The 15,187-nt window shown below is 57.3% G+C and carries 13 protein-coding genes and 1 pseudogene; 5 read left to right on the forward strand and 9 right to left on the reverse strand.

Annotated features, from left to right (window positions below; translation table 11 throughout):
• Window positions 1-231 precede the first annotated feature (231 nt).
• Window positions 232-1,371 carry a glutathione-independent formaldehyde dehydrogenase gene (locus EAW52_RS16060; RefSeq protein ID WP_074827779.1) on the forward strand — a complete coding sequence of 380 codons (1,140 nt, stop codon included), beginning with the start codon at window positions 232-234 and terminating at the stop codon, window positions 1,369-1,371.
• Here the strand turns inward: EAW52_RS16060 and yedA are convergent.
• Window positions 1,355-2,289: pseudogene (yedA, locus tag EAW52_RS16065) on the reverse strand (drug/metabolite exporter YedA). The gene EAW52_RS16060 and the pseudogene yedA sit on opposite strands and share 17 nt — an antisense overlap.
• 295 nt (window positions 2,290-2,584) lie before the next feature.
• Between yedA and EAW52_RS16070 the strand changes: the two are divergent.
• Window positions 2,585-3,058 carry an Lrp/AsnC family transcriptional regulator gene (locus EAW52_RS16070; RefSeq protein WP_074827783.1) on the forward strand — a complete coding sequence of 158 codons (474 nt, stop codon included), beginning with the start codon at window positions 2,585-2,587 and terminating at the stop codon, window positions 3,056-3,058.
• Window positions 3,059-3,061: 3 nt separating this feature from the next.
• Here the strand turns inward: EAW52_RS16070 and EAW52_RS16075 are convergent, their stop codons facing one another.
• The 3 genes from EAW52_RS16075 to EAW52_RS16085 all read right to left on the reverse strand — a co-directional run bounded on the left by EAW52_RS16075 (window position 3,062) and on the right by EAW52_RS16085 (window position 5,992).
• Window positions 3,062-3,568 (reverse strand): NYN domain-containing protein, encoded by a 507-nt coding sequence (locus EAW52_RS16075; RefSeq protein WP_112297893.1) that lies wholly within the window; start codon window positions 3,566-3,568, stop codon window positions 3,062-3,064.
• Between the two features lie 133 nt (window positions 3,569-3,701).
• Window positions 3,702-4,457 (reverse strand): DUF2076 domain-containing protein, encoded by a 756-nt coding sequence (locus tag EAW52_RS16080; RefSeq protein ID WP_122043209.1) that lies wholly within the window; start codon window positions 4,455-4,457, stop codon window positions 3,702-3,704.
• Between the two features lie 179 nt (window positions 4,458-4,636).
• Window positions 4,637-5,992: a Gfo/Idh/MocA family protein gene (locus tag EAW52_RS16085; RefSeq protein WP_122043210.1), complete on the reverse strand. Its 1,356-nt coding sequence runs from the start codon at window positions 5,990-5,992 to the stop codon at window positions 4,637-4,639.
• A 132-nt stretch (window positions 5,993-6,124) separates the two neighbouring features.
• On the opposite strand from EAW52_RS16085, the gene EAW52_RS16090 reads away from it, so the two are divergent.
• Both EAW52_RS16090 and EAW52_RS16095 read left to right on the forward strand, forming a co-directional pair.
• Window positions 6,125-6,706, forward strand: coding sequence for a cysteine hydrolase family protein (locus tag EAW52_RS16090; RefSeq protein WP_122043211.1), 582 nt, complete (start codon window positions 6,125-6,127; stop codon window positions 6,704-6,706).
• Window positions 6,707-6,738: 32 nt separating this feature from the next.
• Window positions 6,739-7,383: a YciC family protein gene (locus tag EAW52_RS16095; protein ID WP_122043212.1), complete on the forward strand. Its 645-nt coding sequence runs from the start codon at window positions 6,739-6,741 to the stop codon at window positions 7,381-7,383.
• Between the two features lie 279 nt (window positions 7,384-7,662).
• Here the strand turns inward: EAW52_RS16095 and EAW52_RS16100 are convergent, their stop codons facing one another.
• Window positions 7,663-8,202 (reverse strand): DUF2058 domain-containing protein, encoded by a 540-nt coding sequence (locus EAW52_RS16100; RefSeq protein WP_010797461.1) that lies wholly within the window; start codon window positions 8,200-8,202, stop codon window positions 7,663-7,665.
• 259 nt (window positions 8,203-8,461) lie between these two features.
• Between EAW52_RS16100 and EAW52_RS16105 the strand changes: the two genes are divergently transcribed.
• A complete protein-coding gene (locus EAW52_RS16105; protein ID WP_122043213.1) occupies window positions 8,462-9,385 on the forward strand; it encodes an aspartyl/asparaginyl beta-hydroxylase domain-containing protein in 924 nt (307 codons plus the stop codon).
• Window positions 9,386-9,405: 20 nt separating this feature from the next.
• On the opposite strand, the gene mazG is transcribed toward EAW52_RS16105, so the two are convergent.
• The 4 genes from mazG to cysM all read right to left on the reverse strand — a co-directional run bounded on the left by mazG (window position 9,406) and on the right by cysM (window position 15,036).
• Window positions 9,406-10,239 (reverse strand): nucleoside triphosphate pyrophosphohydrolase, encoded by an 834-nt coding sequence (mazG, locus tag EAW52_RS16110; protein WP_074827801.1) that lies wholly within the window; start codon window positions 10,237-10,239, stop codon window positions 9,406-9,408.
• An 86-nt stretch (window positions 10,240-10,325) separates the two neighbouring features.
• Window positions 10,326-12,569, reverse strand: coding sequence for a GTP diphosphokinase (gene relA, locus EAW52_RS16115; protein WP_010797458.1), 2,244 nt, complete (start codon window positions 12,567-12,569; stop codon window positions 10,326-10,328).
• A 194-nt stretch (window positions 12,570-12,763) separates the two neighbouring features.
• Entirely contained in the window at window positions 12,764-14,110 is a 1,347-nt protein-coding gene (rlmD, locus tag EAW52_RS16120; protein ID WP_122043214.1) for a 23S rRNA (uracil(1939)-C(5))-methyltransferase RlmD, read from the reverse strand.
• 26 nt (window positions 14,111-14,136) lie between these two features.
• Window positions 14,137-15,036, reverse strand: coding sequence for a cysteine synthase CysM (gene cysM / locus EAW52_RS16125; protein ID WP_122043215.1), 900 nt, complete (start codon window positions 15,034-15,036; stop codon window positions 14,137-14,139).
• Window positions 15,037-15,187 lie beyond the last annotated feature (151 nt).

Consider the following 15,187-nt stretch of genomic DNA (forward strand, 5'->3'; position numbering starts at 1 on the left):
TAGACAAACGCCGACCCCTGCCCTGCCGAATGAACGCTTTTGCACTCCGTTTTGAGGGATACGCCGCTTTAATGGATCTTTTCTTGAACGCTCAGCTATTCGTGTAGACCAATTCTTAAAGGATGCCCTGGACGTCTCAGGCGGTAACCCTCATGTATGGCCTTACCGATCAAGGATCTGATGAATTCGACTGGCACAGCCAGATATCGAACAATCCAGCAAGGAGACTCCATGAAAGCTGTCGTTTATAACGGCCCTCGTGATGTCAGCATCAAGAATGTCACCGATGCCAAGATCGAAAAACCTACAGATGCTCTGGTGCGTATCACTACTACCAACATCTGCGGCTCTGACCTTCACATGTATGAAGGCCGTACCAGTTTTGAACAAGGCCGCATCCTGGGCCACGAAAATCTGGGTCAGGTAGTCGAAATCGGCTCGGGTGTTGATCGCGTCAAGGTCGGTGATTATGTATGCCTGCCCTTCAACATCGGCTGCGGCTTTTGCGAGAACTGCGAAAAAGGCCTGACCGGATTCTGTCTAACCGCCAACCCCGGTAGTGCGGGTGCTGCATATGGCTTTGCGGAAATGGGCCCTTATGAAGGCGGCCAGGCTGAGCTGCTGCGCGTTCCCTACGCCGACTTCAACTGCCTGGTACTGCCCGAAGATGCCCAAGAGAAAGAGGACGATTACGTCATGCTCTCCGACATCTTTCCCACCGGCTGGCATGCGACCGAACTGGCAGGCCTTTTACCGGGCGAATCAGTCGCCATCTACGGGGCCGGTCCTGTAGGGCTGATGGCCGCTCACTCGGCCATGATCAAAGGGGCTTCGCAGGTCTTCGTGGTCGACACGCACCCTGACCGGCTCGCATTGGCCGAGCGCCTGGGAGCAATTGCCATCAACGGTGCAGAAGGCGAGGCGGTCGAACAGATTCTCAATAAGACCAATGGCCGAGGTACGGACCGCGGCTGCGAGTGTGTGGGCTATCAATGCTGCGACCGCCATGGTCATGAAGCCAATCACCTCACCATGAATAATCTGGTTGCCTCGACCAAGGCGACTGGAGGCATCGGCGTAGTGGGTGTTTTCATACCGCAGGACCCAGGCGCACAGAATGAACTGGCAAAGGAAGGCAAAATGGCCTTTGACTTCGGTCAGTTCTGGTTCAAGGGTCAGCAGATTCGGACAGGTCAGGCCAACGTAAAGGCCTACAACCGTCGCCTGAGCGCCCTGATTCATGCTGGACGCGCCACCCCCTCGAAGATCATCTCCCATAGTCTCAAGCTGGACCAGGCCCCGGACGCCTATAAGCATTTCGATGCCCGGGACGATGGCTGGACCAAAGTGGTGCTCAAGCCTGCGGCTTGACTTCCGCCTCGGCAAGGTTCGCTTTGCGAGCCTTGCCTCTCGCCCGCCACTGTGGAAGCCCGACCAGTATCACGGCCGCCACGATTACTATCATGGCCATCCATTCCGCCTGACCTATCCTTTCCCCAGCAAACACAATCCCCAGTAGCACCGCCACGACCGGATTGACATAGGCGTAACTGGTCGCTGCGGCCGGTCGTACATGTTTTAGCAGATACATGTAGGAGCTGAACGCGATGATCGAGCCAAACACGATGAGATACCCCAACGCCAACCAGCCATCCAGGGTCGACGGTGTGGTCAACGGCTCACCGCTGAGACGGCTGCCAATGAATAGAATGCCTCCGCCCACAATCATCTCGACGGCACTGGCCATTGGCCCTGCCGGCAGTGGCAGATGACGACTCCACACTGAACCGAAAGCCCAGCTGGCAGCTGCAAATAGGGTAATCACCGCCCCCAGGGGGTCGTCTGCATGTTCTCGCCCAGGTTCAGCAGCAGAATGCCAATGAACCCCAAGCCAATCCCAGCCCATTCGAGCCGGGTGTTGTGCTGTCCCCAGAACAGGCCAAAGCACAAGGTGAAGAGCGGTACCGTAGCCACGGCCAGCGCGGCCACTCCAGAGGCAACCCCCGAGTGTTCGGCCAGGGTCACACCGCCATTTCCGCAACTGAGCAGCAGAAACCCGACCAAGCCGCCACCTACCCACTCACGCCGTGTCGGCATGGGGGCTCCTCGGGAAAGTTGCCAGACAAACAACAGGCTGCCAGCAATCAGAAAACGTAAACCGGCCATCAACAAGGGCGGCCACGACTCAACACCGATGCGAATGACCAGATAGGTCGAGCCCCAAATAACGTAGAGCGCGAAAAAAGCACACAACAAAAGCAACAGCGAACGGCTATCCCGGGCAGGCATGGTGGCAACTCTTATGGTTGAAATCCTGGTAGCTGAGTCGTACAGGTGATCAAGAACCGGAAAACGTATTCAAGCAGCAGGCTCCTTGCTATAGGAAGCGGCCCTCTCGGCCAGGCGCAGCGTGCAATCCTGAATACGGTCAGAGTCAATCAGCAGCTTACGAACCAGACTATTAGTTTAGAAAGAGCAAGCAAGCGCGTTAATGCGATAAGCTTGTTTTTTCTGCCCCCCCGCCTTCGTTTCAAAGGTCTTTTGATAAAACAGGCGCGGTTTCCAAACCGTCACAGGAGGACATATGGATCACTATGACCGACAGATCATCAATGCCTTACTGGAAAATGGCAGAGCCTCGTTTGCCGACCTGGCGCGGCGAGTTAATCTGTCGGCTCCTGCGGTAGCAGAACGTGTCGCAAAACTGGAAGCCAGCGGTGTCATTACCGGCTATCACGCGTCGGTCAATCTCAAAGCCCTTGGCCAACCAATCGAATGTCTGATTTCAGTAACACTGACCAAAACCAGCAGCGACAAACTGTTCGATGAGCTGGCCGCGATTCCGCAGCTTATCGCCTGCCATCGCGTAACGGGTGAGTCCTGTATCGTGCTGCGGGCAGCCGTGGCAGACATGGCCGAACTGGAGGCGCTCATCGATCGGCTGATGCGCTACGGCATGAGCAAGACGTCGATCATTCTATCGACGCCTTTCGAAAGACAGACTCCAGCCAAACTGTATCCGGCAGTCGAGGACGCTCGATCCATCCGCCGCGCCTGATGTTCAGCGCAACAGCAAACCGTCCTCGATGACGACGTATTCGTCCGCTGCCCGGATCAAGGCATGCGCCGTGAGACCAGGAGCCCCATAGACGCGGGTATGAACGCCGTAACATTCACGGACCTTCTCCAGCAGGAGGTCAAAGTCACCGTCTCCTGAAGCCAGGACGATTTCATCGACCTTGGGCGCAGCATCGAGCACATCGATCGTAATACCTACGTCCCAATCGCCTTTGGCGGAGCCGTCACTGCGCTGAATATAGGGTTTGAGCTTTACCGTAAAACCCAGATTACGCAGGATCTGCTGGAACTGTTGTTGCCGGCTGTCTCCTCGCTCGATAGCGTAGGCTGACGCAAACACCAGTTCGCCCCGTTGCGAAATTTCCTTTAGGAAGTTCGCGTAATTGAAGTGGCAGCCATGCGTATGGCGAACCGTGTAATAGATATTCTGAACATCGACGAACACAGCAATCTTCTTCACAACACTCCCATCGACTAACGTCGCGTACATCAAGGTCATTTCTGCCCGGGTCACTCCGCCCCGATACGCTCCTCTACCACCGGCCTGAAGCCATTTTTACAGAATAGGTCACTTGAAACGACAAAGGCAGCCAATTGGGCTGCCTTTGCTTTCGAACGGTCGATTAGATGAACTGATCGTCATCCCCACCATTGTCAAAAAAGCCACTGTCGTCGCTTCCGTAGTCGGCTTGCTGGAAGCCGCCGCCACCGTAGCCATCATCATAGCCGCCAGCGTCGCTGGCCGGCGTCAAACCACTGTCCTGGCCCCCAGTATCGCTGGCCAAGTCTGCCGCAGGTTCTTCATTGATGATGTTGACGATTTCCTGCGGCTGGGAATCGTGAAACATGCTGGAAATAGTTTCCGCCAGCAATACACCGCCAGCCACCCCCACCGCAGTCTGCATTGCTCCCCCTAAAAAGCTACCCGCTCGAGAGGGCGCAGCCGGTGCGGCATTGTAGCCATACCCTGGATTAGGCTGACCATACCCAGGCGCCTGGCCATAGGAAGGCGCCTGACGCGAGCCCGGGTCGGTCCAGCCACCACGAGGTGCCTGAGCTTGTGCCTGACTCTGCGATCGCGATTGCTCCTGCTGGGAGCCGCCACCAAACAGGTTGGACAGAAAGCCACCGCTGCTCGGCTTGTTCTGCTGCATCTGTGTGACCTGCGCTTCCAGATCGCGTACCCGCTGATCCAGACGCTTGAGTGCCGCCTCCTGAACCAGGATGACCTGAGCCATATAGTACGGTGCGGCGGGCTGTTGATGCAGGCGTTCCTGAATATAAGCTTCAGCCTGAGCGTCGCGGCTGGCGGTTTGAGACTCCGCATCCTTAAGGCGCGTAAACAGGCCTTCGATCAGTTGTTTCTCTTCAGATTGCATGTGACCTCCCGAAGACGGCCAAGAAACGAAAACCCAGGCGCCGTAGACCTGCACAGGTGTTCGTGAATATCGAGTTATGGTCCGCTGGCAGGTCGGTTTCTACCAGCGGACCGGCCTTCTATAAATGCCGATCAGTCCCGGACATTTCAATCCTGTCCCTGCAGCCATTCAGATTCGGTTCAGCTCGACACCTCCTTGCTAGGCGGCGTGCCGCGGAAGGCATCTTTCTGCTTGACCTCATCCAGCTTTATAGGCCGACCGGTTCGCGCCGATTCATACAAGGCTTCCATGATGCGCTGATCCTGTAGCCCCTCCTCACCTGGGGTGTAAGGCTTCTTGCCGGTTACGACGCATTCGGCGAAATGGTCCATCTCGATAGCAAACTGGTTCTTGTCCGGAGCATTGATCTGTTCCACCACCGGCGCGACGAACTCCGTCGTGCTCTGCGACTCCTGACTGCGCTTGAGCTGAAGGCTCCGGTAGGAAAACGCAGGGTCCATTTCTACCCATCCCTTGTCTCCTACGACCCGATAGCGTTTGGAATTGAATGTGGAGTAGCTGGTCATGCACTGCACGTGTACACCACTAGGGAATCGCATCTGCCAGAGCATGGCCTCCTCGACTTCCTTGAAGCGCGGGTCATCCGGCGTGCTGTACTGCGTGGCGAACACCTCGACCGGCTCTTCGCCCAACAGAAAGCGCGCGGTGTTCAGGCAATACAGGCCTATATCCGGCAAGGCCCCACCACCGGCCAAGGCTTTCTTGTGCCGCCATTGGTTCACATTTTCCTTGGACTGATTCTGACAGTTCGCCATCTCCAGCAGCTTCACAGTACCAAGCCCGGTTCCGTTGCGTAGCCACTCCATTACCTGGCGGTTACGCGGCTCATACTGAATGCGATAAGCCACCATCAATAACCGATTGGCCTGAGCGCAGGCCTCGATCATTTCCTGGCATTCCTTTACGGAATTGGCCATGGGCTTCTCGCACAGGACATGTTTGCCCGCCTTGGCGGCTCGCAGCGTAAACTCATGGTGCATGCTGTTGGGCAATACGATATAGACGACATGCACGTCCGGGTTATCACGGATCTGATCAAAGCTCTGGTAGTTGTAGAGACCGCTTTCGGGCACGTTGTACATCTGGGCGACACGCATTGCCTTTTCGCGATCTCCGCTGACCAGCGCGGTCACCTTGCATCGCTTGGAGGATGCAAAGGCTGGCAGGATCTCCTCAAGCGACAGCCTTCCCAGGCCCACAACTGCAACCCCGACACGCTGGTCACGTCCCAATTGAACCGGCATGTCCGTCTTGTCGCTTTTGCCTTCCTGCATATGCGGCAGTGTAATGGGCTTGGGCAACTGCTCCGCCGGCTGGCCCGCCCCGCCCGTAGGCACCGCCTGGGCAGTGCCAGCCGTATTCTGGGCCCAGGCACTGTTGCTGGCCAGACCAAGCACACCGGCTGCTACCGCACCCTGTCCGGCATACATGAGAAATTTACGACGTCCGCCCAGACCATCTGACGCATTGCTCATAAGGCTCTCCTGAAAGTAGGCTTTGTGTTCAGAAGGCCTGCGAAACGCGCAAGTTCCTCGCGTTTGTTACAAGACATGGACAACCGACCAAGGGCGTGTACAGTCTCCCGTTCCCCATCCTAGAGCACTTTCATGACCACAGAGCCCGCCGCCCTACTGATCATTGACCAGCAACAAGGTATCCAGTCACCCGTGCTGGGACCACGTAACCACCCCCAAGCTGAGCAGCGGATCGCGGCCCTGCTCACGGTCTGGCGTGAACAACACTGGCCGATCGTTCATGTGCGTCATATCTCACGTGATCCGCAATCTGTTTTCGCACCGGGCCAGCTAGGGGCAGCGTTTCAGCCGCGCTTGTGCCCGTTGCCCCAGGAAATGGTCTTTGAGAAGAACGTTACCGATGCCTTTATCCATAGCGGCCTTGAGCGCTGGCTACATACCCGCGGCATCAAGCAGGTTGTGATTACCGGCGTAGCCAGCGAGAATTCGGTGGAAGCAACTGCCCGGACGGCCAGCAACCTGGGGTTTGCCACGCGTGTAGTGGAGGATGCCTGCTACACCTTTGCCAAGACGGACTTTTATGGCACTCCCCGAAGCGCCGAAGAGGTTCACGCCATGGCCATGTCCAACCTGCAACAAGAATATGCCGACGTCATGACGACAGCCCAGCTGCTGTCAGGCCTCGGTTTTACCCTGTCAGAAAACGGCAGATAAAAGCCGTTCCGTTCTTATCGGACAAGCGAGTCATGACGCCTTTTAATATCCTGCGCGATGCACTGTATTTTTTCTCCCGCCACCTGGTTTCGCTGCTGATCCTTTGCCTGCCCTGGCTGGTCATAGAAAGCGTGGCACGCTGGCAGGTGGTTCAGCACTTCGGCACTGAAGGAGGCCTTTGGGAGCTGCTGGTTGGTGTGATGTTCTATCCGATCTACACCGGCTCACTCATCCTGTTCTTGAATGCCCGTAGCCATGGCCATATGCCTCCAATTACCGAGCTGTGGGGTCATGCCCTTCGTCTATGGCCCCGCTTCGCCATCATGGCGGGTCTGGTTGCCTCGCTGGTCGTATTTGGCTTTTCGCTGATGATCGTGCCGGGTTTTCTGGTCATGGTGAAGTTTGCCTTTGCCGAGCCCATGCTGGTCCTGCGTGGCATGGCCCCGCTGGAGGCCATGAGCGCAAGCTTCCAGAAGACTCGCGGACATTTCCTGACCCTGCTGCCGCTGATCCTAATCACGCTTCTACCCGCCTGGCTGCTGGATGCCTGGATCAGCAGTCAATTTAGCGATACGTCAGCTCTGCAAATCATTTTGCAGAGCCTGTCTGGTCTGCTCCAACTCATCTCTTCGATCGCCATATTTCGCCTGTTCATGATGGCTGACCGTTCGTCTTGAGCCGATCAAAGCTCAAGCCAGACGGCCGCTATCTTAACGCAGGTCTTTCCATACAGATGAGGCTTGGCCTCGCGCGCACGTAGAGTATGTCGCGGCGAGCAGCTTCCTGGAGCAATGTTCACATGCATAACGGCATGCTGCTCTTGAGCGAAGGTAAGGCGCTGACACTGCCTTCGAATGATAGGCTGATCGCGTTCGAGGAAATCGAGGGACGCTATACGGTATTTGTCTGCCTAGCGTAAAAAGTTATCCGGCCGCCTATGCGGCCGGACTCAAGCATTACCACATCAGATCGTCAGGAATCTGATACGCCGCGTATGGATCGTCCGCATCTGGCGCTTCATTCTGCACATTGAGCAGCACGACCCGACGCGGGTCACGCTCCTGGATGCGCTCAGCCGTTGCGCGGGGTACTACATCATAACGGCCTTCGTGTCGCACGATCCCCAGGCTACCCTTGCTCAACTTCTCACGCATCAAGGCATTGACCGGGACGCGCTTGACCTTCTTCTCATCAACGAAATTATAGTAATCGTCGCTTTCAAGCTTTGGCAGACGACTCCCTTCGATCAACTGCTTGATCTGAGCCTGCTCAGCCTTGCGCCGCTTCTTTTCTTCCTGTTGACGATTAAGCTCCTGATCCCGGGCAAGCTTTTCAGCCTGGGCCTGTTGGGCAGCCAGTCTCTGGGACTCATCCTTCTCAGCCTGCCCGCGGTGCTCCATACGGGTTTGCTTCTGCTTTTGCTTGGTAGCCTGCTTGGCTTGTTTCTCGTTGACCAAACCCGCCTTCAGGAGCTGGTCGCGCAAAGACATACTCATGGGTGCAACTCGTTCTAAAGCCCGTCGGGCGGGCATGTTACGTTAAAAGACGCATAGTACCCGGACGGTCGGCCCCTAGGCCAGCCGACAATCGGAATCGTCAATGTTCGCCAACCATCCTGTGCATTGATTTTGCGCAGTGCAAGCATGGGTATAGAGTGAAATAATCACCACCATACAGTCAGCGCGTTAATATTGGCACACTACGCCGCTGAAATGCTTAGCCTGCTAACCAGCTCAACCTGAAAAGCCGAGCCCCATGATTACCTTTATTATTCTTGCCCTATTCGTTGCCAGCGTACTGTTCGTACATCTGCGCGGCCGCTCACGCCTGCCATTCCTGCGTCAGCTGGTCAATCATTCTGCGGTCTTCGCGCCCTACAATTCCCTGATGTATCTGTTCTCTAGCGTACCCTCCAAGCCTTACCTTGATCGTGAGCGTTTCCCGGAACTGGATGTGCTCAAGGACAACTGGGAGGTCATTCGTGAAGAGGCCATGCACCTGTTCGACGAAGGCTATATTCGCGCCGCCGAGAAAAACAACGATGCGGGCTTTGGCTCTTTCTTCAAGAAGGGTTGGAAGCGTTTTTACCTGACCTGGTATGGCGAGCCGCTGCCTTCAGCCCAGACGCTCTGCCCCAAGACCGTTGAGCTGGTCAGTCGCATCCCTAATGTAAAAGGTGCCATGTTTGCGCTGCTGCCCGGCGGCAGCCATCTGAACCCGCACCGTGATCCCTTCGCTGGCTCCCTACGCTACCATCTGGGACTTTCGACTCCCAATTCGGATGCCTGCCGGATCTACGTAGATGGCGAGCCTTACGCCTGGCGGGATGGTGAGGACGTCATGTTCGACGAGACCTTCGTGCATTGGGTCAAGAACGAAACGGAGCAGACTCGGGTCATCCTGTTCTGCGATATCGAACGTCCGCTCCGCTCGCGCCTGCTGACCTCCATCAACCGTCGCGTCAGCCATTTCCTGGGCAGCGCCACTGCGCCTCAGAACGTTGATGGAGAACGCGTAGGCGGTATCAACCAGGCCTATGCCTTCAGCAAGCGCTTCGGTGACGCCTTTGGTGGCATGGTTCGCAGCTTCAAGCGTCGCCACCCCAAGGCATATAAGGTCCTCAAGCCTGTACTGGCCATCCTGGTCTTTGCCCTGCTGTTGAAGTGGATCTTCGGCTGATCTATCTTGTGCCAAAGCGCTTAACGGGGCGCTTTGGCCGCTCGCTCCTTCGCCTTGGCAGCATCCCATAACGCATCAAGCTCTTCCAGCTCACATGCTTCCGGACGCTTACCCTGCTCGCGCAACGCCTGCTCGATAAAGCGGAAGCGCCGCTCGAACTTGCTGTTGGCACCGCGCAAGGCATTTTCCGGATCGACTTTGAGATGGCGGGCCAGGTTGGTCACCACAAAGAGCAGATCACCAACCTCTTCAGTAATGTGCTCATGATCCTGCTCGGCCATGGCCTCGATAACTTCGTTCAGCTCTTCGTGCAGCTTGTCGATGATGGGCTCTGCGGCCGGCCAGTCAAAACCTACTCCAGCTGCACGCTTCTGTAGCTTGGCCGCACGAGACAGCGCTGGCAGCACAGCAGGAACGTCATCCAGCAGAGAGAGCTGCTCTGGCGCCTCGGCCTTTTCGGCACGCTCTTGCGCCTTGATTTCCTCCCAGCGCTGCTTGATGGCTTCTTCACTCAGACGGGGCTGATCCAGAGGGCCATAGAGATCGCCGTCGGGGAATATATGCGGGTGGCGCCGCACGAGCTTGCGGGTAATGCTGTCCACGACGTCTGCAAACAGGAACCGGTGCTCTTCCTTGGCTAGCTGACTGTAGTAGACGATCTGAAACAGCAAATCCCCCAACTCATCACGCAGCTGCGCATAGTCGCCCTGCTCGATGGCATCGGCCACCTCGTAAGCCTCCTCGAGCGTGTGCGGGATGATGCTGGCGTAGGTCTGTTTGAGATCCCAAGGGCACCCATGCTGCGGATCACGCAGTCGGGCCATGAGATGAAGCAGATCGTCGAGGCTATACATAGGTCGTCCTTACAATCGAAATACGGTCAATAAAAAGGGCGAGCTTACGCTCACCCTTTCATGGTCATACACGGCTCCGGCGGGGCTCAGGTGGCACGATTACGGCGGGCCTCTATGATGTTGGGCAGCTGGGAGACACGCCCCAGGAGCCTTCCCAACGCGTCCAATCCAGGAATCTCGATGGTAAGCAGCATGTTGGCCGTGTTCTCTTCCTTGTTGGAACGCGTGTTGACTGCCAAGACGTTGATGCGCTCGTTGAGCAGCACTTGCGAGACGTCACGCAGCAGCCCCGGGCGGTCGTAGGCCTTGACCAGGATATCCACCGGATAGGTTTGGACAGGCACCGGCCCCCAGCTGACCTGAATGATACGCTCGGGCTCACGGCTGGAAAGCTGCAGCGCATTCTGGCAATCCTGACGGTGAATGGTGACGCCACGGCCCAGCGTGATGTAGCCGACAATAGGATCACCCGGCACCGGTTGGCAGCAGCCGGCAATCTGAGTCAGCAGATTGCCCACACCATTGATCTGTACATCGCCCCGCTTGCCCGACTTGTGCGGAGACGGCTTGCGCTGCAGGAGATCAAGTGGATCGGTCTCCTTCTCTGGCTCGACCAGCTGCTGAGCCGCATGCATGACATGGGCAAGACGCAGGTCACCTGCTCCCAGGGCAGCCTGCATATCCTCTGCATTCTTGTAATTGACCTTTTCGGCGAGCGTGTTGTAGTCCACCGGCGGTAGCGCCAGACGAAGCAACTCTCGATCGATCATGGCCTTCCCGGCAGCCACATTCTGATCACGGGCCTGGAACTTGAACCAGTGAACGATCTTGGCCCGGGCACGCGAGGTCATTACATAGCCCAAGTTCGGGTTGAGCCAGTCACGACTGGGTGAACCCTGCTTGCCGGTAATGATTTCTACCTGCTCACCTGTCTGCAGCGTGTAATTGAGTGGCACGATGCGGCCATTAATCTTGGCGCCCCGACAGTTATGCCCGATTTCAGTGTGCACACGATAGGCGAAATCGAGTGGAGTAGCGCCCTTGGGCAAATCGATAGCATGCCCATCCGGTGTAAACACATAGACCCGGTCAGGTTCGATATCTACCCGCAGCTGCTCGGCCAGGCCACCGATATCACCCAGCTCCTCGTGCCATTCCAGCACCTGCCGGAGCCAGGAGATTTTCTCTTCGTAATGGCTGGATGCCGATTTGACATCCGTCCCCTTGTAACGCCAATGAGCGCACACCCCTAGCTCCGCCTCCTCATGCATGGCATGAGTACGGATCTGCACCTCAAGCACCTTGCCTTCAGGGCCGATCACCGCCGTATGCAACGAGCGGTAGCCGTTTTCCTTGGGGTTGGCAATATAGTCGTCAAATTCCTTGGGAATATGGCGCCACAAGGTGTGGACGATCCCCAGGGCGGTATAACAGTCGCGGATTTCAGGAACAAGCACACGAACCGCACGAACGTCGTAGATCTGGCTGAAATCCAGACCTTTTTTCTGCATTTTTCGCCAGATCGAGTAGATATGCTTCGCACGACCGCTGATATCCGCCTTGACGCCCGTTGCAGCCAACTCCTGCTTGAGCTGCTGCATGACATCGGCAATGTACTGCTCGCGATCGAGCCGGCGCTCGTGCAACAACGTGGCAATCTGCTTGTACTGAATCGGCTCCAGGTAGCGGAAGGACAAATCCTCCAGCTCCCATTTGATGTGGCCGATTCCGAGGCGATGCGCCAACGGTGCATAAATATCGAACACTTCACGCGCGACGCGGTTGCGGCGTTCATCCGTGGCGTTCTTGACCGCCCGGATCGCACAGGTACGCTCGGAAAGCTTGATCAAAGCCACGCGGACATCGTCCACCATGGCTACCAGCATGCGGCGCAAGTTATCCACCTGGGCCTGGGTGCCCAGCACCATTGATTGCCGCGGATTGAGACTGGCACTGATCGCCGCCATGCGCAGCACGCCTTCAATCAGCTTGGCCACAACCGGGCCGAAACGCTTGCCAGCTTCTTCCAGGCTCGCCTTGCCCTCGCGTACGGCGCGGTAGATCAGCGCGGCGACAAGGGAGTCCTGATCCAGTTTGAGATCTGCCAGGATCTCCGCCATCTCCAGCCCCGTCTGAAAACTGGAGGTACCCGGAGCCCACAAGTGTTCGGAGGGTGCGGCCTCTGCTTCGGCCGCACGAGCGAATTCGCATGCTTCCAGCAAGGCCTGACGCTCGAAGTTCGGGTCCATGCTCTGGACGTGATCGAGCCATGCCTCGATGTTGATGCTGCCATCATTATTGACGGGTTGATGCGCTCTGACCTGTACCATCTTACGTTCCTCGGCGCTATTTATTGCGCCGTTTAAGTCCAGCCATCAACTGGCCGATTACGCGAGGTTCAGGCTAAACGAAAAAACACGTATTCAGGTGATCTGCGAGTGCTCGGAATGTAAAAGGCCATTACAGTCCCGAATACAGTCACACCGGACTCACCCTCATTCATTACTTTTCGCTAGACCTGCCCCTACCTCGCTACAAACAAAACCATCGCCTCGACATGCGCCGTCTGCGGGAACATGTCCAGGATTCCAGCCCGCACAGGAACATACCCCTGACGAACCAGTTCGCCTGCATCCCGTGCCAATGTAGCGGGATTACAGGACACATAGAGCACACGCTGTGCACCCAGTTGCTTCATCTGCTGCACTACGGCCAACGCGCCATCACGTGGCGGGTCCAGCAATACGGATGAAAAGGTCTGGCCAAACCATGGCGCATCGATAAGCGGCTTCGACAGGTCTGCCTGGAAAAAGTGCGCGTTATCCAGGCCATTGGCCCGGGCATTTTCACTCGCGCGCTCCGCCATGACGGAAACGCCTTCTACGCCAACCACGGCATGCACATGCTGCGCCAATGGCAGGGCGAAATTGCCAAGTCCGCAAAACAGATCGAGCACCCGCTCATTCGGCTCCGGCGCAAGCCAGTCGAGCGCCTGTGCAATCATCGCTTCGTTAACTGATGCATTGACCTGTACGAAATCACCCGGACGGTAAGCAATCGTCAGGTTCCATGGCTCCAGTTGGTAGCTAAGTGCTGCCTCGGGCTCGTCGGGGTACGGCTCACCTTCGGCCTGCCACCAGAGCTGAACCGAGTGCTCCATGCAGAAATGGCGCAGATGATCGCTGTCACGCGGCGAGAGCGGACGCGTGGCACGCACCAGCATGGCGCAGGCCGTCCCTTGAAACAGCTCGACGTGACCAATGGCTTGTGGCTGCTCCAACCCGACAAGTAAAGCCGGTAGCGCTCTGGCGATAGGCTGCAATGGCTCGACCAGCACACCACAGGCCTCCAGCGGAACGATATCCTGGCTGGCAAGCGCCCGAAATCCAACATCCAGGCGGCGAGCCTTGGCATCCCAGCGCACCGCGATGCGTGCACGACGCCGATAGCCCAGCTCTGGGCCATGCAGTGGCGCAGCCCATTCATTGGGCGTCACGCCGGCAAATCGCTGTAGTTGCTCGGCCAGCGTACGCTGCTTGAGGGCCAGTTGAGCCTCATGCGGAATATGCTGCAAGGTGCAGCCACCGCAACGACCGGCCATGGCACACGAAGGCAGGCGTCGTTCGCCACTAGGCTCAAGCACCCGCTCCACACGCGCCTCAACCACCTGGCTTTTGGCAGACAACACACGTGCCTCAACCATTTCCGATGACAAGGCACCCGAAACGAACCAGGTCCGACCTTCGAGATAGGCGATACCCCGGCCATCATTGGCCATCTTCTCAATGGTCAGGCGCTGTTTCTTGCCGACCGGAACCGACGAGGCCCGGCTACCGCCGCTCGGCTGAAAACGCAGCCCTTTTGCACGCATACTGTTCTCTTGAATCAAACCCGCGTTTAACGCGGATCATAAACACCAGTAGAAAGATAACGGTCACCACGATCACAAATGATCGCCACGATGACTGCATTCTCAACTTCTTTGGAAATACGCAGCGCAGCCGCTACGGAACCACCCGACGATACGCCGCAGAAAATACCCTCTTCCCGGGCCAGACGGCGCATCACGTCTTCCGCCTCCTCCTGGCTCATGTCGACGATACGATCCACACGCGTGGCATCGAAAATCTTTGGCAGGTACTCCTGCGGCCACCGGCGGATACCGGGAATGGCGGCACCTTCGCTCGGCTGCAGTCCGATGATCTGCACCTCAGGATTCTGCTCCTTCAGGTAGCGCGACACGCCCATGATGGTACCGGTCGTACCCATGGAACTGACGAAGTGCGTGATGCTACCGCCGGTCTGCTGCCAGATTTCAGGGCCGGTCGAGCTGTAGTGGGCAGAAGGGTTGTCCCCATTGCCGAACTGATCCAGTACCTTGCCCTTGCCCTCGGCCTGCATACGGGTCGCCAGATCACGCGCACCCTCCATGCCTTCTTCGCGACTGACCAGGATCAACTCGGCGCCATAAGCCGTCATGGCCGCCTTGCGCTCGGCGCTGGAGTTATCCGGCATGATCAGAACCATGCGATAACCCTTGATGGCTGCGGCCATCGCCAGGGCAATGCCCGTATTGCCCGAGGTCGCCTCGATCAGTGTATCGCCCGGCTGGATGTCACCGCGCAACTCGGCACGCGTGATCATCGACAAGGCTGGCCGATCCTTTACCGATCCGGCCGGATTGTTGCCTTCCAGCTTGACCAGCAGGGTATTGGATGTCTCACCGGGCAGGCGCTGCAAACGCACCAGCGGTGTATTGCCGACGCAGTCGGCAATGGTCGGATACTGCACGCTCATGGAATTCGCTCGGTTCCGCTGCCTTTGAATAGGCCTCTATGATACCGGCAAATGAGGGGCGTTCCCTAATCCCATGATGCGCGGGATGAATAAAGGCGATATCAGGTCGTCTTTTCCGCAGCCTCTGGCCGTGAGCTGACACCACGACTCC

It is taken from the genome of Pseudomonas sp. LTJR-52 (genome assembly GCF_003691465.1).
Classification (GTDB): Bacteria; Pseudomonadota; Gammaproteobacteria; order Pseudomonadales; family Pseudomonadaceae; genus Chryseomonas; species Chryseomonas luteola.

What these genes read in the sequence shown, in the direction of transcription:
- EAW52_RS16075 (WP_112297893.1), bottom strand. Translation starts at nt 3,568, where the DNA reads ATGTACGCGACGTTAGTCGATGGGAGTGTTGTGAAGAAGATTGCTGTG.
- EAW52_RS16085 (WP_122043210.1), bottom strand. Translation starts at nt 5,992, where the DNA reads ATGAGCAATGCGTCAGATGGTCTGGGCGGACGTCGTAAATTTCTCATG.
- relA (WP_010797458.1), bottom strand. Translation starts at nt 12,569, where the DNA reads ATGGTACAGGTCAGAGCGCATCAACCCGTCAATAATGATGGCAGCATC.
- EAW52_RS16080 (WP_122043209.1), bottom strand. Translation starts at nt 4,457, where the DNA reads ATGCAATCTGAAGAGAAACAACTGATCGAAGGCCTGTTTACGCGCCTT.
- EAW52_RS16095 (WP_122043212.1), top strand. Translation starts at nt 6,739, where the DNA reads ATGACGCCTTTTAATATCCTGCGCGATGCACTGTATTTTTTCTCCCGC.
- cysM (WP_122043215.1), bottom strand. Translation starts at nt 15,036, where the DNA reads ATGAGCGTGCAGTATCCGACCATTGCCGACTGCGTCGGCAATACACCG.
- mazG (WP_074827801.1), bottom strand. Translation starts at nt 10,239, where the DNA reads ATGTATAGCCTCGACGATCTGCTTCATCTCATGGCCCGACTGCGTGAT.
- EAW52_RS16100 (WP_010797461.1), bottom strand. Translation starts at nt 8,202, where the DNA reads ATGAGTATGTCTTTGCGCGACCAGCTCCTGAAGGCGGGTTTGGTCAAC.
- rlmD (WP_122043214.1), bottom strand. Translation starts at nt 14,110, where the DNA reads ATGCGTGCAAAAGGGCTGCGTTTTCAGCCGAGCGGCGGTAGCCGGGCC.
- EAW52_RS16070 (WP_074827783.1), top strand. Translation starts at nt 2,585, where the DNA reads ATGGATCACTATGACCGACAGATCATCAATGCCTTACTGGAAAATGGC.
- EAW52_RS16060 (WP_074827779.1), top strand. Translation starts at nt 232, where the DNA reads ATGAAAGCTGTCGTTTATAACGGCCCTCGTGATGTCAGCATCAAGAAT.
- EAW52_RS16090 (WP_122043211.1), top strand. Translation starts at nt 6,125, where the DNA reads ATGACCACAGAGCCCGCCGCCCTACTGATCATTGACCAGCAACAAGGT.
- EAW52_RS16105 (WP_122043213.1), top strand. Translation starts at nt 8,462, where the DNA reads ATGATTACCTTTATTATTCTTGCCCTATTCGTTGCCAGCGTACTGTTC.